This is a genomic window from Thalassoroseus pseudoceratinae, from assembly GCF_011634775.1.
GTDB classification, from domain to species: Bacteria; Planctomycetota; Planctomycetia; order Planctomycetales; family Planctomycetaceae; genus Thalassoroseus; species Thalassoroseus pseudoceratinae.
Genome location: NZ_JAALXT010000006.1, coordinates 450,657 through 477,273 on the forward strand (window position 1 = coordinate 450,657; position 26,617 = coordinate 477,273).

21 protein-coding genes are annotated in these 26,617 nt (G+C 54.3%); 12 read left to right on the forward strand and 9 right to left on the reverse strand.

The features are described from left to right. The first annotated feature begins 63 nt into the window (after nucleotides 1–63). The 4 genes from rpoC to G6R38_RS22345 all read left to right on the forward strand — a co-directional run bounded on the left by rpoC (nucleotide 64) and on the right by G6R38_RS22345 (nucleotide 8,405). On the forward strand, nucleotides 64–4,458 hold the full coding sequence (gene rpoC / locus G6R38_RS22330) for a DNA-directed RNA polymerase subunit beta' (protein ID WP_166830979.1): 4,395 nt from the start codon (nucleotides 64–66) through the stop codon (nucleotides 4,456–4,458). A gap of 243 nt (nucleotides 4,459–4,701) precedes the next feature. Beyond that, on the forward strand, nucleotides 4,702–5,655 hold the full coding sequence (gene egtD, locus G6R38_RS22335; protein WP_166830980.1) for an L-histidine N(alpha)-methyltransferase: 954 nt from the start codon (nucleotides 4,702–4,704) through the stop codon (nucleotides 5,653–5,655). A gap of 189 nt (nucleotides 5,656–5,844) precedes the next feature. Next, nucleotides 5,845–7,680, forward strand: a complete 1,836-nt coding sequence (locus tag G6R38_RS22340) for a TrkH family potassium uptake protein (protein ID WP_166830981.1) — start codon at nucleotides 5,845–5,847, stop codon at nucleotides 7,678–7,680. Nucleotides 7,681–7,733: 53 nt separating this feature from the next. Next, the gene (locus tag G6R38_RS22345; protein ID WP_166830982.1) at nucleotides 7,734–8,405 is read left to right on the forward strand and encodes a potassium channel family protein; all 672 of its coding nucleotides are present in this window, start codon (nucleotides 7,734–7,736) and stop codon (nucleotides 8,403–8,405) included. A 13-nt stretch (nucleotides 8,406–8,418) separates the two neighbouring features. On the opposite strand, the gene G6R38_RS22350 is transcribed toward G6R38_RS22345, so the two are convergent. Continuing rightward, nucleotides 8,419–8,817: a bifunctional nuclease family protein gene (locus G6R38_RS22350; RefSeq protein WP_166830983.1), complete on the reverse strand. Its 399-nt coding sequence runs from the start codon at nucleotides 8,815–8,817 to the stop codon at nucleotides 8,419–8,421. 87 nt (nucleotides 8,818–8,904) lie between these two features. On the opposite strand from G6R38_RS22350, the gene ftsY reads away from it, so the two are divergent. Together ftsY and G6R38_RS22360 are read left to right on the forward strand one after the other, a co-directional pair. Next, entirely contained in the window at nucleotides 8,905–9,957 is a 1,053-nt protein-coding gene (ftsY, locus tag G6R38_RS22355; RefSeq protein ID WP_240928334.1) for a signal recognition particle-docking protein FtsY, read from the forward strand. Between the two features lie 453 nt (nucleotides 9,958–10,410). Beyond that, the gene (locus tag G6R38_RS22360; protein ID WP_166830984.1) at nucleotides 10,411–11,730 is read left to right on the forward strand and encodes an HD-GYP domain-containing protein; all 1,320 of its coding nucleotides are present in this window, start codon (nucleotides 10,411–10,413) and stop codon (nucleotides 11,728–11,730) included. 123 nt (nucleotides 11,731–11,853) lie between these two features. Here G6R38_RS22360 and G6R38_RS22365 read toward each other — a convergent pair whose 3' ends face one another. Together G6R38_RS22365 and G6R38_RS22370 are read right to left on the reverse strand one after the other, a co-directional pair. Next, a complete protein-coding gene (locus G6R38_RS22365) occupies nucleotides 11,854–14,136 on the reverse strand; it encodes a carboxylesterase family protein (protein ID WP_166830985.1) in 2,283 nt (760 codons plus the stop codon). A gap of 180 nt (nucleotides 14,137–14,316) precedes the next feature. Continuing rightward, the gene (locus G6R38_RS22370; RefSeq protein ID WP_166830986.1) at nucleotides 14,317–15,813 is read right to left on the reverse strand and encodes a pyridoxal phosphate-dependent decarboxylase family protein; all 1,497 of its coding nucleotides are present in this window, start codon (nucleotides 15,811–15,813) and stop codon (nucleotides 14,317–14,319) included. A gap of 226 nt (nucleotides 15,814–16,039) precedes the next feature. Here G6R38_RS22370 and G6R38_RS22375 point away from each other — a divergent pair, with 226 nt between their 5' ends. Both G6R38_RS22375 and G6R38_RS22380 read left to right on the forward strand, forming a co-directional pair. Next, entirely contained in the window at nucleotides 16,040–16,300 is a 261-nt protein-coding gene (locus G6R38_RS22375; protein ID WP_166830987.1) for a hypothetical protein, read from the forward strand. 352 nt (nucleotides 16,301–16,652) lie between these two features. Then, the gene (locus tag G6R38_RS22380; protein ID WP_166830988.1) at nucleotides 16,653–17,564 is read left to right on the forward strand and encodes a PEP-CTERM sorting domain-containing protein; all 912 of its coding nucleotides are present in this window, start codon (nucleotides 16,653–16,655) and stop codon (nucleotides 17,562–17,564) included. A gap of 176 nt (nucleotides 17,565–17,740) precedes the next feature. Here the strand turns inward: G6R38_RS22380 and G6R38_RS22385 are convergent, their stop codons facing one another. After that, nucleotides 17,741–18,301: a thioredoxin family protein gene (locus G6R38_RS22385; RefSeq protein ID WP_166830989.1), complete on the reverse strand. Its 561-nt coding sequence runs from the start codon at nucleotides 18,299–18,301 to the stop codon at nucleotides 17,741–17,743. A gap of 152 nt (nucleotides 18,302–18,453) precedes the next feature. Between G6R38_RS22385 and G6R38_RS22390 the strand changes: the two genes are divergently transcribed. The 3 genes from G6R38_RS22390 to G6R38_RS22400 all read left to right on the forward strand — a co-directional run bounded on the left by G6R38_RS22390 (nucleotide 18,454) and on the right by G6R38_RS22400 (nucleotide 21,535). Further along, nucleotides 18,454–19,236, forward strand: coding sequence for an aldo/keto reductase (locus tag G6R38_RS22390; RefSeq protein ID WP_166830990.1), 783 nt, complete (start codon nucleotides 18,454–18,456; stop codon nucleotides 19,234–19,236). Nucleotides 19,237–19,239: 3 nt separating this feature from the next. Beyond that, nucleotides 19,240–20,283 carry a phosphoribosylformylglycinamidine cyclo-ligase gene (gene purM / locus G6R38_RS22395; RefSeq protein ID WP_166830991.1) on the forward strand — a complete coding sequence of 348 codons (1,044 nt, stop codon included), beginning with the start codon at nucleotides 19,240–19,242 and terminating at the stop codon, nucleotides 20,281–20,283. A 103-nt stretch (nucleotides 20,284–20,386) separates the two neighbouring features. After that, nucleotides 20,387–21,535: a sialidase family protein gene (locus G6R38_RS22400; RefSeq protein ID WP_166830992.1), complete on the forward strand. Its 1,149-nt coding sequence runs from the start codon at nucleotides 20,387–20,389 to the stop codon at nucleotides 21,533–21,535. 70 nt (nucleotides 21,536–21,605) lie between these two features. Here the strand turns inward: G6R38_RS22400 and G6R38_RS22405 are convergent, their stop codons facing one another. The 5 genes from G6R38_RS22405 to G6R38_RS22425 all read right to left on the reverse strand — a co-directional run bounded on the left by G6R38_RS22405 (nucleotide 21,606) and on the right by G6R38_RS22425 (nucleotide 25,674). Continuing rightward, nucleotides 21,606–22,694 (reverse strand): hypothetical protein, encoded by a 1,089-nt coding sequence (locus G6R38_RS22405; RefSeq protein ID WP_166830993.1) that lies wholly within the window; start codon nucleotides 22,692–22,694, stop codon nucleotides 21,606–21,608. Nucleotides 22,695–22,819: 125 nt separating this feature from the next. Then, nucleotides 22,820–23,326: a type IV pilus modification PilV family protein gene (locus tag G6R38_RS22410; RefSeq protein ID WP_166830994.1), complete on the reverse strand. Its 507-nt coding sequence runs from the start codon at nucleotides 23,324–23,326 to the stop codon at nucleotides 22,820–22,822. 34 nt (nucleotides 23,327–23,360) lie between these two features. After that, nucleotides 23,361–23,894: a hypothetical protein gene (locus G6R38_RS22415; RefSeq protein WP_166830995.1), complete on the reverse strand. Its 534-nt coding sequence runs from the start codon at nucleotides 23,892–23,894 to the stop codon at nucleotides 23,361–23,363. A 3-nt stretch (nucleotides 23,895–23,897) separates the two neighbouring features. Further along, nucleotides 23,898–24,329, reverse strand: a complete 432-nt coding sequence (locus G6R38_RS22420) for a pilus assembly FimT family protein (protein WP_166830996.1) — start codon at nucleotides 24,327–24,329, stop codon at nucleotides 23,898–23,900. 112 nt (nucleotides 24,330–24,441) lie between these two features. After that, nucleotides 24,442–25,674: an HD-GYP domain-containing protein gene (locus tag G6R38_RS22425; RefSeq protein ID WP_206028683.1), complete on the reverse strand. Its 1,233-nt coding sequence runs from the start codon at nucleotides 25,672–25,674 to the stop codon at nucleotides 24,442–24,444. A gap of 510 nt (nucleotides 25,675–26,184) precedes the next feature. Between G6R38_RS22425 and G6R38_RS22430 the strand changes: the two genes are divergently transcribed. Further along, nucleotides 26,185–26,616 carry a type II secretion system protein gene (locus tag G6R38_RS22430; RefSeq protein WP_166830998.1) on the forward strand — a complete coding sequence of 144 codons (432 nt, stop codon included), beginning with the start codon at nucleotides 26,185–26,187 and terminating at the stop codon, nucleotides 26,614–26,616. Nucleotide 26,617: the final 1 nt, after the last annotated feature.

Sequence of the window (26,617 nt, forward strand, 5' to 3'; positions counted from 1 at the left end):
GATTCCGCCGTCTTCTATCTAAAAGCCTCCATCTTCTCTGATCACAACCTGGAGTGACAAAGTATGGCAATCACCGAATCAGCCTACGAACGCGTTAACGATTACGGCTCGGTGAAAATCGGGTTGGCGAGTCCGCACGATATTCGTTCCTGGAGTTTTGGCGAAGTCAAAAAACCGGAAACGATTAACTACCGGACCTATCGTCCCGAACGCGATGGGCTGTTCTGCGAACGGATTTTCGGGCCTGAAAAGGACTGGGAATGTGCTTGCGGCAAATATCGCGGTATGAAATACAAAGGCATGATCTGCGACCGCTGCGGTGTGAAAGTCACTCACAGCCGCGTACGCCGGAAGCGGATGGGCCACATCGAATTGGCGGCTCCGGTCGTTCACATTTGGTTCTTCAAGAGCATGCCGTCCCGCTTGGGTGCGTTGCTCAACATGAAGACGACCAGCCTGGAAAAAGTCATTTACTTCCAGGACTACGCCGTCATCGATCCCGGCGATACACCACTCCGTCGTGGCCAACTCATCACCGAAGACGAAGCCCGCCAAGCCCGTGAAAAGTACGGACACGGCTCCTTCGAAATCGACATGGGAGCCGAAGCGGTCAAGAAATTGCTCGAGACGATTAACCTCGTCGAAGAGTCGGTGCAGTTGCGTCGCGATCTGCGTGAGACTGGCTCACAGCAGAAGATGAAGGACTACATCAAACGGCTGAAAATCGTCGAGGCCCTTCGCGACAGTGACAACCGTCCCGAGTGGATGGTGCTCGATTGCGTGCCGGTCATTCCGCCGGACTTGCGTCCGTTGGTGCTCCTCGATAGCGGCAACTTCGCGACCAGCGACTTGAACGACCTGTACCGCCGAATCATCAACCGAAACAACCGGTTGAAGAAATTGGTCGACCTCAACGCACCGGAAGTCATCGTCCGCAACGAAAAGCGGATGTTGCAACAATCGGTCGATGCCCTCTTCGACAACAACCGCTGTAAGCGACCAGTGCTCGGTTCCTCCAACCGACCGCTCAAGTCACTGACTGACATGATCAAAGGGAAGCAAGGTCGCTTCCGTGAGAACTTGCTCGGGAAACGGGTCGACTATTCCGCTCGTTCGGTGATCGTCGTCGGTCCGGAACTCAAATTGAACCAATGTGGTCTGCCGAAAAAGATCGCGTTGGAACTCTATCAACCATTCATCATTCGCCGGCTCAAAGAACTTGGTCACGCCGACACTATCAAGAGCGCCAAACGGATGCTCGAACGTCGGGACGACGAAGTTTGGGACATCTTGGAAGAGGTGATCACCAATCACCCAGTGCTTCTGAACCGTGCTCCAACTTTGCACCGGATGGGGATTCAAGCCTTCGAACCAGTGTTGGTGGAAGGGAACGCGATCCGTGTTCACCCGCTGGTTTGTAAGGGGTTCAACGCCGACTTCGACGGCGACCAAATGGCGGTTCACTTGCCATTGTCGATCGAAGCTCAGGTCGAAGCAACCACGCTGATGCTTTCGACGAACAACATTTTTGGACCGGCGAACGGGGCACCGATTATCGCCGCGACCCAAGACATCGTCATGGGTTGCTACTACCTCACGGTGAAACGTCCAGAGATGGAACGTTGGGGTTGGAGCGGCGAAAACGGCGAGAAACGGCTCATCGAATTCTCTTCGCCGGACGAAGTCTTTACGGCATTGGCTCAAGGACGAGTCCGTCGGCACGACATCATCAAAGTTCGTTTGCCGAAGGATCGTCAAGTTCGCGGCGAAGGTGCGGAAGATTATCGCCCTGGCCGACTGATTGAAACCACCGTCGGTCGCGTGTTGTTTAACGACATCCTGCCGAAGGGTATGGTGTACTACAACATCACGATGACGAGTAAAGAACTCGCCAACGTGATTTCCGACAGCTACCTCGAACTGAGCCGGAAGGCGACCATCGAGCTGCTCGACTCGATGAAAGAAATTGGTTTCCGCGAGGCGACCAATAGTGGGATTTCTTTCGGAACCAGCGACCTGAAAACGCCGGACGAAAAGTTCAGCGTGATTAAGGCAACGGAGAAAGAAGTCCTCAAGCAAATGAAGCTTTACAGTCGCGGGGTGATTACCGACCAAGAACGGTACAACACCGTGCTCGACTTGTGGACGCACGCTCGGGAAGAAATTACCGAAGCGATGATGCACGAGTTGGAACACGATACCCGCGATGAAGGCAAGTACGTCAACCCCGTGTTCCTGATGGCTCACTCGGGTGCTCGTGGTGGTAAAGAGCAGATGCGACAGCTCGCCGGGATGCGGGGGCTGATGGCCAAGCCGTCTGGTGAGATTATTGAAACGCCGATCAAAGCGAACTTCCGTGAAGGTTTGTCGGTGCTTGAATACTTCTCCTCGACCCACGGTGCTCGGAAAGGTCTGGCGGACACCGCTTTGAAAACCGCCGACTCTGGTTACCTCACGCGTAAGTTGGCGGACATCTGCCAAAACGTTGTGATCACCGAAGAGGACTGCGGAACCACTCAGGGCATCACCCGAGGGATTCTCTATCGGGGCGAGAAAGTCGAAGTCAGTCTGGCCGACGCGATTCGCGGACGGGTCTCGCGGACAAACATTGTCCACCCGATTACGGACGAAGTCATCGTGCGTGAGAATCAACTCATCACGGTCGATATCGCTCGAAAAATCGAGGACATGGGTCTGGCGAAAATCCAGGTACGGTCTCCGATGACGTGCGAAAGCCGACTTGGTCTATGCCGTCTCTGTTACGGGATGGACCTCTCGACCGGTTCGCTCGTCGAAGACGGTTTGGCCGCTGGGATCATCGCGGCCCAGTCGATCGGTGAGCCGGGAACGCAGCTCACCATGCGGACGTTCCACGTCGGTGGGACGGCCAGCCGGGACATCGAAGAGAGCGAACTTAAGAGTCGTCGAGCCGGGAAGGTCAAGTTCACGCAGATTCGCAGCGTGATCAACAACGAAGGCCAGAACATCGTCCTCACCAAGGACGGTCAAATCACCGTTCTCGACCCGAAAGACCGCGAACTCGAAACCTACAAAGTTCCGAACGGTGCGACTTTGCTCGTGACCGAAGACCAGGACGTCAAAGAAGACGATGTCCTCTGTCGATGGGACCCGCACTCGGTGCCGATTCTCTCGGAAGAAGGCGGTTGGGTGAAACTGGTGGACTGTATCGAAGGCCGCACCGTGCGGTCGGAAAAAGAGTCCAGCGGGAACATCCGACAAACCGTTATCGAGCACAAAGGCGACGTGCACCCGCAGATCGTTGTGCAAGACAAAGACGGCAAAGCCCTCAAGTACTATCCGCTGCCAGAAGGTGCGAGCATCGACGTCCAAGACGACGACGAAGTCGCCGCCGGTCGGGTGTTGGCTCGGACGCCGCGTGCCGCCGCCGGGACGCAGGACATTACCGGGGGTCTGCCTCGGGTGACGGAACTGTTCGAAGCTCGAAAACCGAAAGATCCGGCTGTGATCGCCGAAATCGACGGCGTCATCGAGATCGGTGAGAAGAAACGCGGTAAGCGAATCATCATCGTGGTCGGTGAAGACGGTTCGGAAGTGGAACACGTCGTGCCGCCGGGCAAGCAGTTGCTGGTCGAAGGTGGTCAGAAGGTGAAAGCGGGAACGGCCCTGATTGCCGGTCCGCTCGTGCCTCACGACATCCTCCGTGTGCAAGGTGCTGAGGAAGTGCAACAATATCTGTTGCACGAAATCCAAAGCGTCTACCAAGCTCAGCGGGTGGATATCGACGACAAGCACATCGAAATCGTTGTGTCGCAGATGCTGCGGAAGATTCGCATCGAAGACACCGGCGACACCGAATTGCTGCCGGGCGTTTTGGTCGACAAGTTCGAGTTCCGCCGCATCAACGAAGAACTCATGGACAAAGTCCGGGTCACGGACTCGGGTGCCGCGGACTTCAAAGTCGACGAAGTGGTTCCGCTCGATTTGATCGAGGAAGTCAACGAAGACTTGGAAGCCGCCAACGAACCGACGGTGAAATACACCAAGCCGCGGGCGGCAACCGGAACGACTCAGTTGCTGGGGATTACCAAAGCTTCGGTGCAAAGCGAAAGCTTCATCTCGGCGGCGAGTTTCCAGGAAACGACGAAGGTTCTCACCGAAGCGGCGTTGGCTGGCAAGATCGACAATCTCGTTGGTCTGAAGGAAAACGTCATCCTTGGGCACTTGGTGCCAGCGGGAACCGGGTTCCATACGCATCAGAATTCCGAAGTCCGCATTCACGAGGAAGCCCTCGAAGAACTGCGAGCGGAAAAAGAACGCATTCACGCCAACCGCATGAATATGCTCAACGAGCCAACCGGCTCCGAACTGGGTAGCGGTGGAAATGGCAGTCCTTCGACTCCGGCGTCGGCGGAAGTCGAAGCGGAACAGGCCAAAGCTCGTGAAGTGCTCGACAAACTCGTTCCTGACGAGAACTAATCGAATCGAAAATCTAGGAACCGACCCAGTGATCTGGGTCGGTTTTTTTGTATCTATTCACAAAACTCTCATCAAAACCCCGGTAGAAAACGACAGCTAACAGGCCTACAATCGGCCACTTCTTTCGCGGGAATTGCGTTCACTTCCGTCTCAGTTTCAATCATTTTTCGCCCGCCCTGCACCTCCAACCCCAACTCCCGCTCCACCACACACGCTCGACTTCAACAACGAAAGCGCTCACGGATGTCCTCTCACGACCTCGAATCGCTCAACGCTACACTCGATGTATTCCTGTCGGATGTTCTCGAAGGGCTCACCGAATCGCCGAAAACCTTGCCAAGCAAGTACTTTTACGACGAAACCGGTTCAAAGCTCTTCGATCAGATATGCGAACTCGATGAGTATTATCTCACACGCACCGAGTTGGGAATTATGCGTCGTCACTGCGGTGAAATGGCGAATGCGATCGGTGCGGGCAGTATGCTGATCGAATATGGCAGCGGGAGCAGTTTGAAGACGCGGATGCTACTGGATGCACTTCAACCCAACGTGCATTACGTGCCGGTCGATATTTCCGGCGACTATCTGTATGCGATTGCCGATCGGTTGCGAGACCGTTATCCCGCCATCGAGATCGACCCTGTCTGCACCGATTTCACGCAGCCCTTCAAGTTGCCGGAGAATTCCGACGCTCATCATGTCGTCTATTTCCCGGGTTCCACGATCGGAAACTTCAGCCCAACCGAAGCGGTCGATCTTCTGTCCAACATTGCGGACCAAGTCGGTTCCGGTGGTGGGTTGCTGATTGGTGTCGATCTTTGGAAGTCCCCGGAACTTCTCCACCCCGCCTACAGCGATTCTTCCGGCGTGACGGCGGAGTTCAACTACAACTTGCTGCGACGAATCAACTCTGAATTCGGTGCCGACTTTGAGATTTCGCAATTCCAGCACGAAGCCCGTGTGAATGCGGCCGAACATCGAATGGAATCTCATCTGGTTTCGCTGTCCGATCAGGTCGTGGAGATTGATGGTTCCTCGATCGAGTTCGCGGAAGGCGAGTCCATCCACACGGAATGTTCTTACAAGTACACGCAATCGATGTTTACAGAAATGGCTGGCGACGCGGGTTTTGACGTCGATCGCGTTTGGCGAGACGAAGAGAAGAACTTCACCGTGCAATACCTGGTTGCACGGTAGACCGTCCCGGATTTCGCTCGCGGGAAATGGAGAATCGTTTGCCGCTTTGGCTGCGTTTTCGTTAGGATTCTTCAATCCCACGATGCCCGACAACAATCAACTCGCATGATTTCCTGAGTTTCCGCGGATCCGTTTGGCATCAAAAACGTTGACGAGACAAAGCCAACGCAAACGACGCCGAGCCGGTCCATGAATGACAAACCGCAAACTCTCCAGAGTTTCGAGTCGACAAACACCCTGAATCCCACCAAAGTCAATCGACTACGGTGGGCCGAGGGGGCGAGCATCGTCTTGGGGGTGGTGTCGACGGTCATCCTCAACGGCTTGAGACAACTCGATGGGCTGAACCAGTACGAACTGGGAATCGCCGTCTGTGTCACGATGTTGTTTTTGACGGCTTCGCTCATTCTCCGTTATCGCTGGTCCCTCACGAAGTCGACGTTTCGGCGACGAAATCGCTGGCGTATTCTGATCAGTGCGGTTTGGACGTTCGGCAGTTTGTCGATTCCGATTTGGGGAGACACTTTCGCCGACTCGCACTTTGCGGCGTTGGTGCAGTTCTCGGAAATTTGCATCCTTTGCCGAGCATTCGTGGATGCCATCTATCTGACCCGCGAATTCACGGCCCGAAGCGGCGGCAATCCGGCTCCTCTGTTGGTGGGTTCGTTTATGGTGCTCATTGGTGTGGGCACTCTGCTGCTCCTTTTGCCCAGAGCCTATGCCGACCAAGCCCAAGTTCCGGATAACTTCACCGACCAATTTCGCATCGCATTATTCACCGCGACCAGTGCGAGTTGTGTGACGGGATTGATTGTGGTCGATACGCCCACATATTGGAGTCGTATGGGACATGCGGTGATTCTCGGGCTCTTTCAAATCGGCGGTTTGGGCATCATGACCTGCGGAGCATTCTTCGCAGTCGCGGCTGGACGAGCAATGAAAGCGCGGGAACGAGCTGCCTTGCACGAACTGCTCGAAGCCGACCAACCCGGTCAGGTGAAACGACTTGTCCTGGGAATCTTAGGCTTTACACTCATTTCCGAACTCGTGGGGGCGGTGTGTATTTCGGGCCTTTTCGCTGAGGAAAGTTTCGGAGATCGCGTGTTTCTCAGCGTGTTCCATTCCGTGAGTGCGTTCTGTAATGCGGGGTTTTCGCTGACGGAGAATAGCTTCGTTGGTTACGGGCACCGTTGGCAGGTTTGGGGCGGCGTGTGCGGGTTGATCATTGTGGGCGGCTTGGGGTTCGCCACGCTGTATAACATTTTTCTATACACGCGGATGCAGTTGGTATCGATTCGGACAACGCCGTTGTTCAATCTTCCGAAAACTCGCCCTCGGCTTTCGGTGTCGGCTCGGATTGTGTTGACCACGACCATCGTGCTGTTGGTGGGTGGCACGATTTCCTTCTTCTTACTTGAAGTCACCGGCCGACCCGCCGACGACCCACAAGCCAACATTTCCTTCGGTCAGCGGATTTCCGAAGCCTGGTTTCAGGCGGTGACATTCCGCACGGCGGGGTTCAACACCGTCGATATGGACGCCCTTACGCCGGCCACGAAACTTTTGGGCATCATGCTGATGTTCATCGGAGCCGCTCCCGGTTCGACTGGCGGGGGAATCAAAGTCACCGCGATCGCGTTGGTCGTCCTGAGACTCCGAAACATTCTGCAAGGACGCCAACGCATCGAAGTTCACAAGCGAATCATTCCCGATTTCCTCGTCAACCGGGCACTCACGATCGTCGCGTTGGGCGTGTTATGCGTGATGACCGTAACGATGTTGCTCACCATTTTTGAACGCAATGAAACCGCGTTCATGAATCACCTGTTTGAATCCGTGAGTGCCTTTGCCACCGTTGGTGTTTCGGCGATTGGAACTCACACTTTGCATCCGATTTCTCAGTACGTGATTATGGTGACGATGTTTCTCGGCCGAATCGGCCCGCTCACACTGTTCATCGCGCTCGCCGGTGCACCGAAACCGCTACGGTACGATTACCCCGAGGAACGTGTGAACCTCGGTTGATTCCCCACAATCACACCCGTCATGTGGCCCCGTATTCATTTTGAGCAAGAGTTATGCAACGTATTGCAGTCATCGGTTTGGGACGATTTGGTGTCGCGTTGGCTCGGCAACTTTCACGGAGCGGTGCCGAAGTTATCGCGATCGATAACGAAATGAGTTGGGTCAACGAGGTCCAAGACGATGTCGCCGTCGCCGTCCGTATCGACAGCACCGAACGCGACGCATTGATCAATCAGGAAATCGACAAAGTCGATGTGGCCGTCGTCGCAATCGGGGAGAACTTCGAGGCGGCATTGCTGACGACGGTGATTCTGAAGAAACTCGGCGTGCCGAAAATCATTTGCCGATCGCAGTCGGAATTTCACACGGAAATCTTCCGGCAAATCGGTGCCGACGAGGTTATTCAACCGGAAATTCAAGCCGGTGAACGGCTCGGACATAGCTTGGCGAATCCGCAATTGGAAGACCTGATCAGCCTGGGTGAAGGTTATACGCTGATTGAAGTGCGAGCCCCGAAAGAGTTCGTGGGTCAATCCATTCGCTCGATCGGCATTCGCCAGCACTTCGGCGTGAACCTCATCACGATTCGTCGCCCGATTCCCAACACGACCCCGCCGCAGTATCAAGTGGTCGGGGTTCCCAAGCCGGAGGAATCCATCCACGAGTCCGACATTCTTGTGCTCGTCGGAACCGATGAAGCGTTGGCAAAGCTTCCCAAAGAGTGAGTTTGACGGCCAATCACGCGACTTCGTCGAGCACTTCGCTATCGACGTAGATCGGCAACGGTGGATCGTAATGCACCGCGAGAGCAATCGCATCGCTGGGGCGGCTGTCGATCTCCACCAACTCACCATCGTGTCGCACCCGAATGACGGCGTAATACGTGTGGTCCATTAGATTGTTGACCACCACGTCTTCGGCCTCGCCACCCAAATCCTCGATCATGTTCTTGAGCAGATCGTGAGTCATCGGTCGCGGCGGTGGTTCTTCGGTAAACCGCCGGTTGATGCTCATGGCTTCGAACAAGCCAATCAAAATCGGAAAAATGCGATCGCCATCGACCTCACGCAGATAGATGAGATACTGATCCGCGATATCGTTAATGATGATTCGCGCGAGTTCCATCCGGACCAGCATCCGCGTCTCCCCTCTCGAACCATTCGGCTGTGAAACGTTGCTCTTTGATAACCTGTCAATCTCAAGTATAGACCGGCGACGAGGCGGATGGAAGAACACCGCGACGGAATCGCGATTGCTGGCACTTGGCTCATTACTCATGGTGTCCTATCATGCGGATTGATTCCTTCAGAAAAAACTACGGAGTTGGCGGCGATGGGGCTGTTTGACAAATTAAAAGGCGCGCTGTCCAAAACAAAGACGTTGCTCAACACGGACGTCCGTGACTTGTTCCGCTCGGGAGAAATCCTGGGGGAACCACAGTTGCGGCAGTTCGAGAAACGTCTGATCGAATCCGATATGGGCGTGGTTGCGGCCGATAGCATCGTCAGTGAAGTCCGTAGCAAACACGGTGGACGAACCGTTGACGTCGAAGGAATCTGGACGACTGTCCGCGAACAACTCAAGTCGATGCTCAAGGGCGAAGGCGATGTGCGGTACGACGTGACCGATCCGCTCTCGCCACTGAAACTCGCTGATTCCGGACCAACGGTCATTATGGTTTCCGGAGTCAACGGTGCCGGCAAAACGACCAGTATCGCAAAACTGACGAATCTGCTCCAAAAGCAGGGCAAAAAGGTCGTACTCGCCGCCGGAGACACCTTCCGTGCCGCAGCCGTTGAACAGCTCACAATGTGGTCAGAGCGACTTGGCTGTGAAATCGTCACCCGTCCCAGCGGGACCGACCCCGCTAGCGTGGCCTTCGGTGGGTGTGAAAAGACGCTCGAAACCGGAGCCGACGTGTGTATCGTCGACACCGCCGGTCGCCTGCAAACCGATAAGAACTTGATGCAGGAACTGCAGAAGATTCATCGCGTTGTCGGCAAGAAGATTGAAGGCGCTCCACACGAAAGTTTGCTCGTCCTCGATGCGACCACCGGACAGAACGGGCTCAGCCAAGCCCGGAACTTCTCCGAAATCGCCAACTGCACCGGAATCGTCCTCGCCAAACTCGATGGCACGGCCAAAGGCGGCGTGGTGGTTGCGGTTCGTCAGCAGATGGGCATTCCGGTCAAGTACATCGGTGTCGGCGAGAAAGTCGACGACATGGAACTCTTCGACCCCGATGCCTTCGTCGACGCCCTCTTCACCACGGCGTAGATCCAACAGACGTGAGTGTCATTCCCTTCTGATCGGTGCGGGGCTGTCTCATAGAGCCCACAAACCACCGGCTCTTTTGCATTCACAATAGGCAGAGTGCCCCGTAAAACGCCTTGCCGTTCCTGAAAGAATTCGATCCGGCAGCCCAGTTTGCGTGGGATCGTTCTTCGTCCGTCGAACGAGTAATGGTTGACCCCAACATCCTACGGTCTGAATGTGTGTGCCAAATTCCGGCGACAATCGCTATCACCGCGTTCTGGTCACTCGTTCACAAAAATCTTCAGCCGACACGTGGAAAAAGAGCTACAGTTGATCAACTCCCTCAAGCGCTCTGCAGCGTACCCTCGCTTTTACAGTGTTACACACTTTGGCAGTTACTGTTAAGCAAGCGCGACTTCATCGACAACCCGTAGCAAAGGAAGACCGTCATGCGGTCTTTTTAAGGCAAACTTCGTGTCCGATCGCACGCCCACCGTTATTCAGGCTGTCTCTGTTTCTGATTTGCGTCCGGGTGCCAAACTCCCCGCGGCAATCTATGACGCCCGAAATCCCAGTGTATTGCTCTTGGGTTCCGGTATGCGTCTCAGCCCGGAGAACCTCGAGCGATTGCAAAGTCGTGGGGTTACTCAGGTTGCGATTGAATCTCGACACCTTGCCGAAATCTGTGCGAAGCCACAAAGCACCGATCCCGCCACGGACGAATCAGCGAAATCCAGCAAACCCGATGGACCTTTGGATCTTCGGAAGTACGCGAACAAACCCCTGAAGAGTCTCATCAAGAAACCGCCCCGCAAAGCATACTCGGCCAAAAACGTGGGAGAATTCCAGGGGAATCGGACGCAGCACTCCTCTCAAGTTCGGCAAGTCGTGAAATCGGCCAGCGTGACTCCAAGCGTCAGCGTGACACCTCTGAAAAGCGTCACTTTCGATTCCATGGACATGATCATCAATGACGTAGACATCTTCGTGAAGCTAGCCATCGAACCGCCCGCCGATCCATCAACGAACGAGCATTGCCTGCGAACCGCTCAATTAGCAATGGCGATTGCCACGACTCTCGATCATACCGTGGATGAAATCCAACAACTCGGCATGGGATGCATGATCTCACGTGTGGGGATGACTCAGAGTGGACTACAACTCGTCGCCGAAAAGCGGCATTTGTCCTCATCGGATCATGTGGAGATTCAGAAGAATCCCTGTCGCACGTTCGACCTGTTGCAAGAGACCCCAGATATGCCGATGGTCGCTCGGCAAGTCGCCTACCAGATGTTTGAGCGTTGGGACGGCTCCGGATATCCGCGAGCACGCGCCGGTTCGCAGATCCATCCGTTGGCCTGTGTTGCCGCGGTCGCGGATGTGTACGTTGCGCTTTCGTCACCACGCCCACACCGACCGGCGTTCACACCGTATCGAGCCATCGAACAACTCATAGCCGACACCCGCCGAGGACTGTTCGATCCCCGAGCCATCCGCGGCCTATTGCAAGTCGTTTGCCTGTTCCCCTTGGGAACCTACGTGGAACTGAACGACGGCTCCATCGGCTGTGTCGTCCGCAACAACTCCGAAGCCTACGACCGTCCCGTGCTCGAACTTCTCTGTGACCCATTGCTACGGCCAACAAGCGGACAAACCCTCAATCTCGAAGAGCAAACCCATCTCCGCGTCGAGCGAGTCCTCTCCCAAGTCGAAATCGCCGACATCATCCAAGCCTCCGAAGTCTCGGCAAAGACTCCGTCTGCAATGTCGGCAAACCGCGACGTAGCCGTGTGATGTTCCGGCTTCAATGGTCATCGTACTGCTCTCACCGAATGACTTCTGACGTTGTGCTGCAATTCTTCTGAACGAAAAACGCAGACGAGCAACGCGTGAAGTCGTATTTCATTCCATGATGCCTTATTCGACCACGATTTTGGTGTGATACAGTCGGCGATGGTCGGCTCGTTCGCGGTAGTCTTCGAAGAGGGCTTTGAACGTGGGGTGGGGAAACTCGTTGTATTTCCGGCGGCCGCCCATTCGGATGAGAAGTTTGCGATCGTAGGCGATGAGGTCCGTCGAGAGCCAAACGGTGTAGAGTTTGGCGGCGGTCGAAAGATTGATGGTGGTGTGGTCGGTACTGCCATCGAGGATGTCGGCTTCCACGGTGATCGGGCGTTTGTTGATGCTCACCGGCAACCCCTCGGCCGCTAACCAGTAGTAGCGGGCTTGGTTCGTGTGAACGAGTTCGGTCGAAAGATCCTTCGGTTGTGGCTGACGGGTTTGCAGATCCATCCAATCGAAGAGTTGGTGAATCTCTTCATAGAAGGTTTCGTAGCCCCGCCCGAGATACTCCGCGACAATCACATCGTACCGGGTGCCGCGTTTCATCATGTTCATCAGAATTTGCGAATGATGCGTGTCTTGCAGCGAGGCTTCCGCGAGTTCGCCAGAGATGATGTACCAAGAGGTGAATTCGGCGTTTTCCCATTTCCATTTGCAGTTTTCCCGCAGTCGACCAGAAATCGGAATTACTCCGGCGAACACGTCGGGCCTCGTGAGCCCGATGTCAAAAGCGGCGTCCGCCCCCATGCCGTGACCGCTGAGGAACACGCGGTCGGAGTCGATCGAAAACCGTTTGCTGGCATCCTGAAGTGATCGCAAAACGCGGCGGAGCGATTTCGTATTCGCGGAATATGCGGTTGTATCGGCGTCGACATATTCGGGGGCGATGACGATGTATCCATGCCGAGCGGATTGCCCGGGTTTTTCCGCATTGCCCCCCCACCACATCGTGGACCAATCGCCGCCGCGTCCCTCCGGATGCAACGCGACAATCGCCGGATAGGAATGATTCGGGCTGTACTCGTGCGGCAACAACACCCGATACCGCACCGGAGTATCGGGATCGAGTTCGCGAGCCTCGATCACATGCGGTTCGAGCGGACGGATGCTGGGGGTGTCCAACAGTGGCGGTAGATGCGGAATCATCTTCATCACCACATCGATGCCCACGCCTTCCAAGTCGTTCAACTCCTCGATGAGTCGGGTTTCGGTGTTCACTTCGTACGTACGGAGCGCTTCCAACACCAAGTACCGTGCCTGCCAGAGTCGCAATGTGCGTGGCAAGTCGGTCATTGCATCGGCCCCACCGAGCAACCAACCGGAATAAGCCAACGCCAACTTTTCTTCCGGCGAAAGCGTGACATCGCCTTGCAGATTCACAAATGGTTGAAGACGGTCCAGCCCTTCCAGATCCAACTCTCGTCGCAACGTGGCGCGGAGCGTTTCGAGTTCGGCTTGCTGATCACTTTGGGAAACTTGCTGCTGCAAGGTGGCCAAACGAGATTGCACGAAATCAAGGTTCTCGTACTGCTGGCGGAGATTCTCTTGTTGATCGGAAATCTCCTTCTGAACCGACGCCCCCAACTCCGTAGGAAATTGCCGCAACACATAACTGGCGAGTTCGTTCTGACCGGCTTGCCGACGCATCCGCAACTCAGCCAACAACTGCCCGGCTTGCACATCGTTGAGTTCCCGGCGAACTTCCTCGGCGGTCGGTCGCATTTCCGCGAACTTCTCGATGATGCGGTCAAGCATTTTGTTCGCTCGCTGGTACATCCCCGCTTGCATGTAGAAAATCGCAACGGCCATCATTTCAGTCGGTTTGTTCTCGTCGATGACCTTTTCGATCATCGCTGAGAGCTTCTCTTCTTTGAGAGAAGTCGTGGCGATTGCGTGCTCCCAGTTGAGTTCGGTTAACGCTTTGACTTCCACATGCGTTGGCGTGATCTTGGTGATGCCCTGCACGACTTTCATCGGCCCCCGACCGGTTTGGACCTCAACGGTCCGACGGCCGAAGTCGTCGAAATCATCAAGCACCCGCACACTTCCAATCTGCCCAAATTTGGCCACCCGTGTTTTTGTCCGTTGGGGAAGCGAGAAGTGCTCTTGATTGATCGTGACACCGGCGGCATCGTCGATGTTCTCAACCTGCCCTTTCGGAACCAGGTACCTTCGCAGGCTGTCATCGACCATCACCACCGGACGAAACGCGCTTTTCCGCATTAAATCCGCACGTCCCAGCCCCGGTAAATACGCCCAACGACCTTCCAAAATCACGCCGTTCGCGAGGCGGACTTCTCCCGCGTTGGCCGCATGCGAAGAAAAACAACACGCGACAACGGCACAAACAGCGATCACGTTCGGCCACGTCCGGAGAGCCGAACACGGCGCAGCAAACCGAGAGACCGGACGACAATCAATCAATTTTCGGAGCTTCATGCGACACGTTGGCTGAGTGGAGAAACGGTCTGGGACATGGAAGGATCTATGGGGATAATACACCAGACCCGCCAAAGTGTGCAGGTGAATTCGTGACGTCTATGGATTCATCGACTCACGCAACTGTTGCCCTTGCGATCGCAGCGTGTCCAACAGTTCCGCCAGGTGATCGCGGGTCGTCAGCGGATTGATAATCGTCACCCGGAGTGCTCCCACACCATCGGACGCGGTCGGCACGAGGTAAAATCGGCCGGACTCCATCACGTCTCGTCGCAATCGTAGATTGAAACTTCCCAACACGTCCGGCGGGGCATTCCGTAGCGACTCGGGAACGTGTCGAAAGGCAACGATGTTGCATTCCGGTTCATGCAGCGGTTCGAAATCGGGAGCGTCAACGAGCATTTCGTGGAATGTCTTGCCAAGATCAAACGTGGTATCCACCAGATCGGCGAACAACTGACGACCAAACACGCTCCACAATCCCCACAACCCGAGAGCCGCGGAACGTTTCGTGCATTCGATGGTTTTGAGTCCGCTGTCGTACTCGGCGATGTCACCCTGAGTCGGATCGAACAGATACGGTGCGTTCTGCTGAAAGGCGGCGAACCGATGCTCACGATTGCGATAAATCACGAACGCGCAGAGTGCCGGCACGAACAACATCTTGTGAGCGTCCCAAATGAAACTGTCCGCTCGATCCATTCCCCGCACAAGATGCCGATACTTCTCACTAAACGCCGCCGCTCCACCGTGAGCCGCATCGACGTGCATCCAAACCTCATGTTTCTCACAAACATCCGCGATATCTTCGAGCGGATCAAACGCACCGATCGGCGTCGCACACGCACACGCCGCAACGGCAATCACCGGACGGTTTTCTCGTTTCAGCTTCGTGAGTTGCTCGTCGAGTTGGTTCGGATCGATCCGACGCCGATCGTCCAAGGCGGCTTTGAGAACTTGATCGGTTCCCAATCCGAGAATCCCGGCGGATCGAGCAATGCAATAGTGAGCTTCCGCATGGGAAACCAGCACCGGCGAACAATCCTGTGAAATGCCAGTTTGCCAGGAGTTCGGCAACGCCACATTTCGAGCCGTCAGCAAACTCGTCAAATTCGCCAGCGATCCGCCATGCGTGACGAACCCGGTAAACTCGCCGGGCGTCAGACCGACTTCCTGTCCCAATCGCTCGACCATCGCAACTTCGACGGACGAAGCGAACGGCCCCATCTCGTAGATGGCCATGACTTGGTTTGTCACTGCCCCGACGGCATCGAACAATCCCGCAATCGGCACCGACGCCGGAACCTGATGCCCAACATACCGCGGATGATGCAAGTTCTGCCCGCGATCCAAAATCGTCTGCACCGCTGCCGTGAACGATTCCAGCGACGTGTTTCTGGTCCCGTCCCCTGAGTTCAGCAGCGAATTGGCAACGTCGATGTTTTCCGTCGGCGTGTTCCAATTCAGCACCGCCGTCTCACCGGATTGGATGGCCCGCAAATGAGCGGTCAACCGCTCGACCATCCGCCCACCGAGCGTGGCAAACAACTCCGGATCGTAAGCCGCCCGAATCCGTTCCCGTGCCGCCGTCTCCATAGATGTTCCCGTATCAAAATGCGTCGAAGTCAACCCGCATCATAGACGAACACCACCCGGAAGACCATTTTGCACCGAATCAAGTTCTCCGAACCGGCGAAACAGGAACACTGTGCCAAGTCCGATTTTTTATTTGCCCATCGAACGTGTGATAAAATTCCCTCGCCCAAACGCGAAACCGAACAAGTCTTCACGTCCACCTGCCATCATGATGGAGGGTCATCTCATGCCAACGTCGATTCCGACTCTTATGATTGCTAGTCAAATTGTTTCCATCTTCGACGTGCTAGTTGTTCTAGGTCTTCTACTAGCAATTCCATGCGGACTCGGGTTGATTACGTCTATCGCGTATGTTTGGTACACCAAGAAACCATGGCAATGGCCAATGGTTCCAGCATTCGGAGCCCCATGGATGCTTCTCATCTACCTATGGTTCGAGTACCTGCAAGAAACAGACCTCACAATGTTCTTCGACCGCATGTTTTAAGGACACAAAATTAGCCTCTGCTGGGACTAGGAAAAGTCCTAGCATTTTCCTGCACAGGATTCGTGCCCCATGCCAAGTCATCTCCCAGCCGATACCGGAATCACGCCTCGGTTCCGAGCGTTAAGGGCCACCGCACAAGATGCGTATAGAACACTCATGTGCACAGATAGATTACGTTTACATAGCGACTCATCACGATTGCCTTCATATTGTGAAAATTCGATAAATCATAACGAATGGGTTTGCATTCTGTCTGGGGTGACAGCTAGTGTAAGTCCGCGAATGTGCTCGTGTGTTTCCCTAGTACCGCTAGGTATAGATTAGTTTACTGTGCGTAGAAAGTGAGCATTTGGTGCGGTTATTTCTTGCAGGTGTCATTCTTGCAGGCGGACTAGACATCGCCACAGCCGGAATGACATTTACCGATTTCGAGGGATTCGCCACAGGAGTCAGTGTTGATGGTCAAGGCGGATGGAGTGTTGACATTACGAATCTCGATGAAGAAGTCATCGACATTGGTGGGAATACCGTTTGGCGTGTTTCCAATGCGGTGACCCAAGACTCGCTTGGCGATCAGCCTTTCTCACCGCGTCCGGGTGGAGTGCCAACGGATACCACCTCAGATCCTGTGAATTCGAATCCAGACGATTTTGCTGGAGAAAGCAGCACCGGGGCTAACAATAACCGATTCTTCGCCGAGTTTGATTTTCGGTCGACCTCGTCAATGTTCCAGCCAGGTCTAAGTGTGACTGTCAGTGGTGACAATGGAACCGGTGGCCGTCAAGGCTTCATCGATATCGAAGATTCAATGGATGGCCTGCGACTCATCACTTATGATGTCAATTTGGATGGCAGCTTTGCTAGTGGTAGCAACATTGTTCCAGGTAGCGGTTTCTTAAGCCGAGATGTGTTCCATACGTTTGGTATGGAAATCTTGTTCAACGATGGACCTAAAAACGACGTGATCAATTATTTCTTGAACGGAGCGCTCGTGCACACGAGTACCAGCTGGGAAGAATACTACCGCAATGTTCCATGGCAATTTGCTAGTCATCCTCTAGGAGTTCCAACACAATCACTGATTTTCCGCATTAGTGGAACGGCGGCTCCTGATACAGCAGGCGGTGGATTCTACATCGACAATGTCACAACGAGCACTTCGGCTGTCCCAGAGCCAGGCACCATGGTGCTGTTTAGCGTCGGACTTGGTGGGCTGGGTTTGATTGTACTTCGCCAAAGAAGAAAACAACTCGCTGCTTGCTAGGCAGTTTCTTTAACTTCCAGTACTAGTGGCAATCTTTCGCAACAGAAAGAAACCTAGTCTATATTGAAAGCCTACTGAGATTGATTTCAGTAGGCTTTCACCTGATTCAAGATCGTAAGAGACCAGGTGACGACTCAGCGTCCTTCACTATCATACACCCTGGGGAATCTCAAATTTCAATCGCCGTGCTTTTCGCGGAGGCGGCCGGAGGTTCTGAGCATGTGTTGGATGCGTTCGAATTCGTCGAGCCACTCTTGGGTGACGGTTTTCAGTAGCTCATCGCCTTGGCTTACGATGCCCGTGGAGCAGGCGGCGCCGGAGAGTTCGGAGGCCATCTTGCGATACTTGGCCAGTGTGCGATCACCGTAGCGGCCGCAGATGAAGTTGTCTTCGCTCAGGAACAACACGCTGGGCACGCGGGCGGCTCCGCAGGTTTGCAGAATTTCCGCCAGATCGGGGTTGGCATCGCGATCGTAAAATCGCAATTGAATTTTGTCCGTCGCGTTAGCGAAGTGATCGAAAATCGGACATTGATTCACGCAATCGCCGCACCACGCACCGGCGAGCACCAGCACTTTCATCTCCCGCACAAACCCCGCGAGCAATTCCTTTTGGGCGGCGGTTAGACTAACCTCCTCATGAACGGCCTGCCAACGCGTTTGATCGTTGGCGTTGCCGTACTGTTCGAGAAACGCGGAGTAACTTAACCCCTGATCGAATTTTTCGCCGAAGTTCACAGTGGATTCCTTATGTCGTTGGATTAAAAAGAGCGATAACGAGTCACCTGGGTGTGGAAAACACGGCTCACAGAGCCGTGGCACACATTGGTGATATCTTTTCTGAACTATGACGATCGTGAGAACACGGTCAAGGGTGGGGAGATTGATTGATGCAATCCCGGGCCTTGGGACGCACCGGTTTGAACGTTTCACCGATCGGATTCGGTGCGTTCAAGATTGGTCGAAATCAGAACATCAAATACCCCAGCGGCTACGATTTGCCCGATGAATCATCCGCCAGTCGGATTTTGAATTCGGTGCTCGATGCCGGCATCACCTACATCGACACCGCACCGGCCTACGGGCTGAGCGAAGAACGAATCGGACGACATCTGGCGAATCGGCGTGAGGAGTTCACGTTGTCGTCGAAGATCGGCGAGACCTTCGAGAACGGCGTGAGCACATATTCGTTCACCGCAGATAGCGTTCGCAGCAGTGTCGAACGGAGTTTGCAACGACTCCAAACCGATCGCCTCGACGCAGTGTTCATTCATTCCAACGGCAAGGATTTGGACATCCTCCAAAACACCGATGCCGTCCCCACCCTGCAAGATTTGAAGCAATCCGGGAAGATTCGGGCGATTGGCCTGTCCGGCAAAACTCCCGCGGGTGCGGCAGCGGCACTGGATTGGGCCGATGTGCTGATGGTTGAATACCATCTCGAAGACCGTTCGCACGAGGAAGTGCTGCATCGGGCGGCGAATGCGGGAATCGGCGTGGTGATCAAGAAGGGATTGGCCGCCGGTCATCTTTCCGCAAGCGAAGCGTTGGAGTTTCTGTTTTCCGATCAATCCGTCAGTAGTGTGGTGGTCGGCAGCTTGAATCTTGACCACATTCAAGCGAACATCGCGATTGCGGAACACGTTGACCGAAAACTCTCATCATCCGACTGAACCATGTCCCCAATTAGTTACAAAGATTCCGGCGTCGATCTCGACTTGTACGAACAAGCGATGCAACGATTGCCAGGTTTGATGGCCCGCACGAAAACGCCGCGTGTGATGGACCTAACCGGCGGATTCGCGGGACTGTTCCGCTTGCAAGGCGACGGCCGCAAGTACGAAGACCCCGTACTTGTCTCCGGCACAGACGGGGTGGGCACGAAGTTGAAAGTCGCCATCGCCGCCGGTCAGTTCAAAACCGTCGGCATCGACTTGGTCGCGATGTGCGTCAACGATTGCTTGTGTCTCGGGGCGGAACCCTTGTTCTTTCTCGATTACATCGCCCTGGGAAAAGACGATCCAAACCTGATCGCTGATCTCGTCGAAGGCGTGAGCGAAGGTTGCACCCAAGGCGGGATGGCACTGCTCGGCGGCGAAACGGCAATCATGCCGGACGTCTACGGCACCGGCGATTTCGACATGGCCGGATTCGCGGTCGGTGTGGCGGAGCGATCACACTTGGTCGATGGATCGGCAATTCAGCCTGGTGACGTCGCGATTGGCCTGGCAGCGAGCGGTTTTCACTCGAATGGCTACAGCTTGCTGCGAAAAGTTGTCTTCGAGCGTGCCGGTTTGAAACCGTCTGATCAGATCGACGCTCTCGGTTGCACCGTCGGCGAGGCGTTGTTGCGACCGACGACAATCTACGTTCCCACGGTACGGTCGGTTCTCGAAAGTCACCGCGAAGACGTTCACGGAATGGCACACATCACTGGGGGTGGTTTGGCAGAGAACATCGAACGCATTCTGCCGGAAAACACCCGCGTGACGCTGAATCGTTCCGCATGGACTCCAACCGATGTCGACGATTGGCTCGTCTCGCTGGGCCACGTCGAACCCGATGAAATGGACCGCGTGTTCAACCGTGGCGTCGGTTTTGTGCTGCTCGTCTCCGGAAAATCCGCCGACGATATTCTCGCCAAGCTGAACGGACAAGACACACTTGCGTGGCGAATCGGCGAAGTTCAAGCCGGTGACAAAGGCGTGGAAATTCGGTAAACGAACGGCCAAACTTGTTTCCATCTCCATGCTTCCAATCAACGATGGTTTATGGCATCCTGGGTGACCCGAAAAGCGTCTCCCCAAAATCGACGAGGATGCCATGCCATTTTCCCTTGTTCGCGTCTGTCTAGTTTTCGGAATCGCGTTAGTCTCCTTTTATGGAGACTCAGCAGCGGCTGACCCGGTTCAGCGAAACGTGCTGTTGCCACCAACGAAGAATAACCCTCGCAACAGCGAAGGCGACATGATCGAGCTGAAAGACGGTCGTCTTCTGTTGGTGTATACGCACTTCACAGACGGTGCCGGTGATCACGCGAAAGCCCATTTGGCGGGTCGGTACTCCAGTGATGGCGGCGTAACTTGGACGGAAGACGACGAACTCGTTGTCGACAATGAAGCCGGAATGAACGTGATGTCGGTCTCGCTGCTGCGACTAGCCGACGAACGCATCGCGTTGTTCTATCTCCGCAAGAATTCCACGCAGGACTGCGAACCGGTCTTGCGAATCAGCGAAGACGAAGCCAAGTCGTGGAGCGAACCCATTGAGATCGTTCCCGAAGACGAAGTCGGTTACTACGTGCTGAATAACGACCGGGTGATTCAAACAAAGAGCGGACGATTGATCGTGCCGTTGGCTCAACATTATGCCCCCGGTTGGGAACGCTGGCGAGGCGGCGCGGACATGGTGTGTTACACCTCCGACGACATCGGTAAAACCTGGAAACGCAGCCCCATGGTCCCCGTGGCGGAACCAATTGGTGGCAAAGCTGTCGTCACTCAAGAACCCGGAGTGGTCGAACTCGCCGACGGACGCATCATGCTGTGGTGTCGCACGAATGCGGGAAGCCAATACGTTTCCTACTCGAAAGACGACGGAACAACTTGGTCGCAGCTGAAGCCGTCCAACATGTTGTCGCCCGTTTCACCGGCCACCATCGAACGCATTCCGTCATCCGATAAATTGCTACTCGTTTGGAACGATCACCAAAATATCCCAGCCAAATTGCGGGGCAAACGGACACCGTTGTCGGTCGCGATTTCATCGGATCACGGGCAAACTTGGCAGCATACCAAGGTTCTCGAAGATAACCCCAACGGCTGGTACTGCTACATTGCCATGGATTTCGTTGATGACCACGTCGTGTTGTCGCACTGTGCCGGCGACCGCACCCAGAACAACGGATTGGCACTCACCCAAATCACAAGATTCCCACTCGCCTGGGTGTCCGCAACCAACGACAAACCATAACAGAGCAACACCAAGCCAAAACAAGTATGAGTCCGAATCCAAACCGGGTCGATTCCTGACCCGGTGAAGTTCAATCGACTTCTCGCCGCCAACTCCCCGGGCGAATTTTCATCATCCCTTGAGCCGCCCGAAAACCTGGCGGTGGAAGTCGAACTGCGTCGAGGTTATGAACAACATTCATCGGACCGTCGATTTCCAAACGGTCGGCCACGACGAGCGTACCATTCAGAATTGGCAGTCGATCCACGAACACATCATCAGTCGCATAGACAATCCCACTCAAGGCTCCATCAGCATTGAGATCGATCGTCAGATCCCCGTCCACCAACAACGAGGGATAACCCGTCTCCGCAGGTTCGAATGTGCAGTTCCCTGTGACTCGTGTCGAACTACCGGCGTTATCGAGGACTAAAGTTCCGACAAAGTGACTATCTTCGACAACAACACTATAGCCATAGCAATAGACCGCATAGATTCCCTTGGCGTTCCCAAAGAGACTAACGGGGTTCGTCGTTGGATCAAAACTTCGATCTTCAATTCGAAAGGCACCGTTCCGGTAGGGAAACAAACCGATGGGAATCCAAGTTCCCTCTTGCCGATAGCTCGTTAACACCGACAGCCGACTTGGAAGCTCCCGCGACGTATGTGACGGACTCTGTTGCCCATGGTAGGTTGAACCATCGATCCGATCCGCAGCTTCAACGTCTGCATAGACTTCGCTTCCCCAGGCATAGATATCGTCATTCGACGTGATGACTGCATCTGCCTGAACAGTCGCATAACTAGTTGTGATGTCTCCTCGAACGGCAACGGCGGTTTCTAAACAGTCCAATGGGACATCCTTATAGTCAAGAATGACGGACTCTTTCTGACGCGCCATCCCAACCACACCCGTGCCTGTCATTTTTATAGACTCAGTCGAATTGTCATCGAGCCTATCATCGGCAGGATCAATACCTTCAATCACAATCTCACCAGACTCCGCGAACGACATCGTCTCCCAAACACCATTCGGATACTGTGTTCGCCAATTCGGATTCTGAAGGATCCGATCAAGCCCTAACTCAATCGCCGTGTGCGCATACCGTTTCGCATGGATCATATCGTGCTGACGACGTGTGTTTTGACGCTCAACTCGCGTGAGCACAATGCCAGTCATGCCAAGCACCGATACGAGAAAGCTCACTGAAACAACGAGTGCAAAGAGCGCACCCCCGACTCTACGACTCATTAGGCCGAACGATCTCAACGACTTTCTCTGATCACTTTGAATACTAGCACGCATCATTGTTGCTGCATTTCATCGTGAGCTTGAGTCCGGAGTGCTTCGACAACTGCCAACTCCACACCATTCACCTCAACAGCCACCCGAATCCGCTTGATCCCGAGATCCGTCTCAACCTGCTCCGAAATGTCACTCGGATCGACATAAAAAACCGTTGCGGACCGCTGAAACGCTTCCGAATTCGCCACAGCCACTCCCAAGCGATTTTCTGGTGGCAATCTCAACCAATTCGCATAGTCATCGACATCATCAAACGTCTGGCGATCACTCGCATCTTCGTCTGTCTCGCATCCAAAACCATCGGCGTCCGTTGGATCCGCATATCCTTTTTCAAGAATCTCACTCAGGAGGCCATTTGCTAACATTAGGGCCCGTGAGCGGTCTGTCAGACTATCACGGTGTCGCAATACCGCACCTACGGCTTTCAATGCGGACACGAGCAAGACACCAACGAGCAATGTCGATATCAAGACCTCCACCAAACTCAACCCGTTCCGTTTCGACATCACAACCGCCCTATAGTCATCACAAAAAACCTGGCTAGTTTGCAACCATCTCGGGGCGATTTGGAAGATCAATCTGCGACTGAACTCGCCCGTACGAAGCCGACCCGACTTGAAGATCCATCTCTAGCAAGACAATCTCGCCAGTCTCTAGCATTCTCCTCGTCACGCCCCAGTTGTGAACGTCTTGCACAATTGGTATGGCGGGTTCATCGTTCCATTCCCACGTCACCGGATCTCCTGAACCCCCAGACCACACCAATCGAACACGCTCAGTGGATCCATCACCATCTCGATCGGGAACTTCAACATCAAGACGATGACTACTTAGTTCGTGCACTCGGATGGCATACCGAAGATCTTGAAGTATCCGTTCCAGATCCATAAACGCATTGGCTGTTGCCGCGTTCGGACTTTTTGGCGGATCGACAATCTGAGTTGCCACAAAGAGTGTTGATGAAAGGCCAGCGACTAAAGCCGTGGATGCTAGCATACTGACAATCAGCTCTAGCAACGTGAACCCGGTCGGCCAATCGCGTCGTGCACTAAACTCTTTTGGGACCGACTGCATGAGCTACTCCGACACACTAATGATATTCGCTTCCGTCCCCCGCGACTCAACCGTCACTAGTCGCGACTCCCGCCCCAACTCCAGTCGAATCGAAAACTTATGGTCTGCGTACCCATACGCACTAAACTCGACTTCGTTCAACTCGCCCTCGAGATCGGGATCATTCGAGAAGACTTCCATCCGTGTCAGATGAAATGGCGGCGCCGACAGGTCAACTCGCCGCTCCTGCCTGAGTTGCCCACTTTCAGCGATATCATAGGAGACTTCGGCAGGCTCAAATACGATGCTTCGCGTCTGACTGCTTGTGACTGCATCTGTCTGAACAGTCTTGAGATCGGTCTTCAAACGCTTCGCGGCGGCATCGATCCGGTACCGATGCATCATACCTGTGTACTGAGGAACCGCCGCGACTGACAGAACACCAATAATCAGCATTGTCACAACAACGTCAAGTAGCGTGATACCCGCTCGCCGTGGGCTCCAGTGGGGAAAAGTCGCGTTATTCCAAAAGACAACCCAGGTCTGATGGTCGAGGTCCCGCGACTTCTTATTCAGAAGTGCTGCTGTCAACGATGGCGTGGATGTCCTCTCGGATTTGGAAATAGGCTTCCACGACCTTCTCATCCCACTGCACTCCTACATTCTCGCGAAGAATTCTCTCGGCCTTCTCAATCGGCATGCCATTTCGATAGGGACGATTACTAGTCATCGCGTCGTAGGAATCCGCGACTGCAATAATCCTAGCAATGAAGGGAATGGCGTCCCCTGCCAGACCATCCGGATACCCGCTCCCGTCCCACGCTTCATGGTGATATCTAACTCCCGGCAGCACATAAGCGAATTCACCAAGGCCACGCAGAATCTGACAACCGATAGTCGGATGCTGCTTGATCAACTCGAACTCCTCGTCCGTCAAGTGCCCAGGCTTACTAAGCACCCGATCGGGAACGCCGATCTTCCCGATGTCATGCAGCAAACCAGCCACATAGATCTCCTCGCACTCCTTGGTCGAAAGCCCTAATTGCTCCGCGAGACGTCGGCTCGTGAGTGCAACTCGCTCGCTGTGCCCACGCGTGTATGGATCGCGTGCATCGACAGCATTGACGAGCGTACGAATCGTGTTGAGCAGTAGTTTCTCTTGAGCACGGAAGAGCGAATAGTTATGTGCATGCGTGACTAATAATGTGGCAACGGCCTCCATAAAGGTTGCTTCGTATGTCCCAAACTCCACTTCCGACGGCTGGAACTCATCCACGTGCGCTGAGCGTTCAAAGTATGAATCTACGGTTTTATTGACTGCGAGAATCCAACCGAGTTGAATCGCCTCGTTGACGACCGGCACAATGATGTAAGACCAAACCTCAGCCGACTCACCGTCACCATGAGGACGCTGATCACTATTGTGAACTTGCGGATATTCCCAGACCAACAGTTTCTCGGCAGACGTCGGGTCCGCAAGCAATTCGTTAGCCAGCCGGAGCGGACCTTCAGCGAGTGCGATTCTCGGAACACACAGCTCAGAAGGCGTCTGCTGAACAGTCTGGTGACATTTAATGTAGTAAACGCCTTCAGCCCCGAGAATTGACTTCAGTTCCGGCCAGATCTGAGCGGCTAATGTCTCATCATCATCCTGCAAGCCCCGGAATTGAATCTGACTCACAAGCCAACGAACGAACGTCACTTCTTCATAGCTGGAGTTCACTCGGTGCATGTACTCTTCAACGCGAGTGTCGTGACTATCAATCTCCGCTTTCTGATCGGTTGCAATCTTCGCGACCATATGAAGATTTTGCAGTAATTGGGTCGTCGATATCGATGCCGAAGACACACGTCCCGCTGATTTTCCAATCAGCGCGCTGAGCATTAGCTCCATCTCACGTGCGTCAGGCCCAGTGTCGTGATTCGATCCCGTCCGGATCTCTTGCTGTAGCAACTGCGGCGATGCGTAGGAATCCATTGGAAACACCCCCGACAGACGATTGGCTACAAATTGACTATTTTCTCCAACGGCAGAGCTGTTTTCTGAGAAATCCATGACAGTCTTCCACGTTTACGGATTAACCGACTGCTACCACTTGTACCGCATGCAACACATTAAATTACGACCCGTTGCAAGACCTAGACAAGGCGACACAATCATAGTCCACGATAGAACTATTTGTCGCATTTTTTCAACAGAGTTAAAAATGTAACCTATGCTATCACAACTGAGAGTTTGCTAATTGGCTCAAGACACGTGCTTGGGTCATATATTTACACTTTATGACCGACTACCGTGGAGACACCACCGATGACTTACACTCGCGAAAACGTCACGAAGCAGAAGCGAGGTTTTACCTTAGTTGAACTCGTCGTTGTCGTTCTTGTGATGGGAATTGTGGCCGCAGTGGCAGCCCCTAAGATGTTCGATACCGCTAAAGACGCTCGCATTAGCAGTACGAGCCAATCGCTGGGCGTGATCCGTGATGCAATCGACATGCACCTCGGAGCCACAGGAACCTACCCTGGTCAAGATGGCGAAGAAGCCACGTTCCTCAGCGACCTTGAGCCCTTCCTCCGCGGACCATTCCCTAAGAATCACATCACGGGTGCTGCTGGCGATGCCTCTGTGACGATCGTCTCTGATGGCACCCCGCTCAGTGCTGGGGGTGCTGGTGACTGGAAGTATGACAAGTCCACCGGCGAAATCATCATTAACACTGCCAGCTTCGACAATCTCTAGG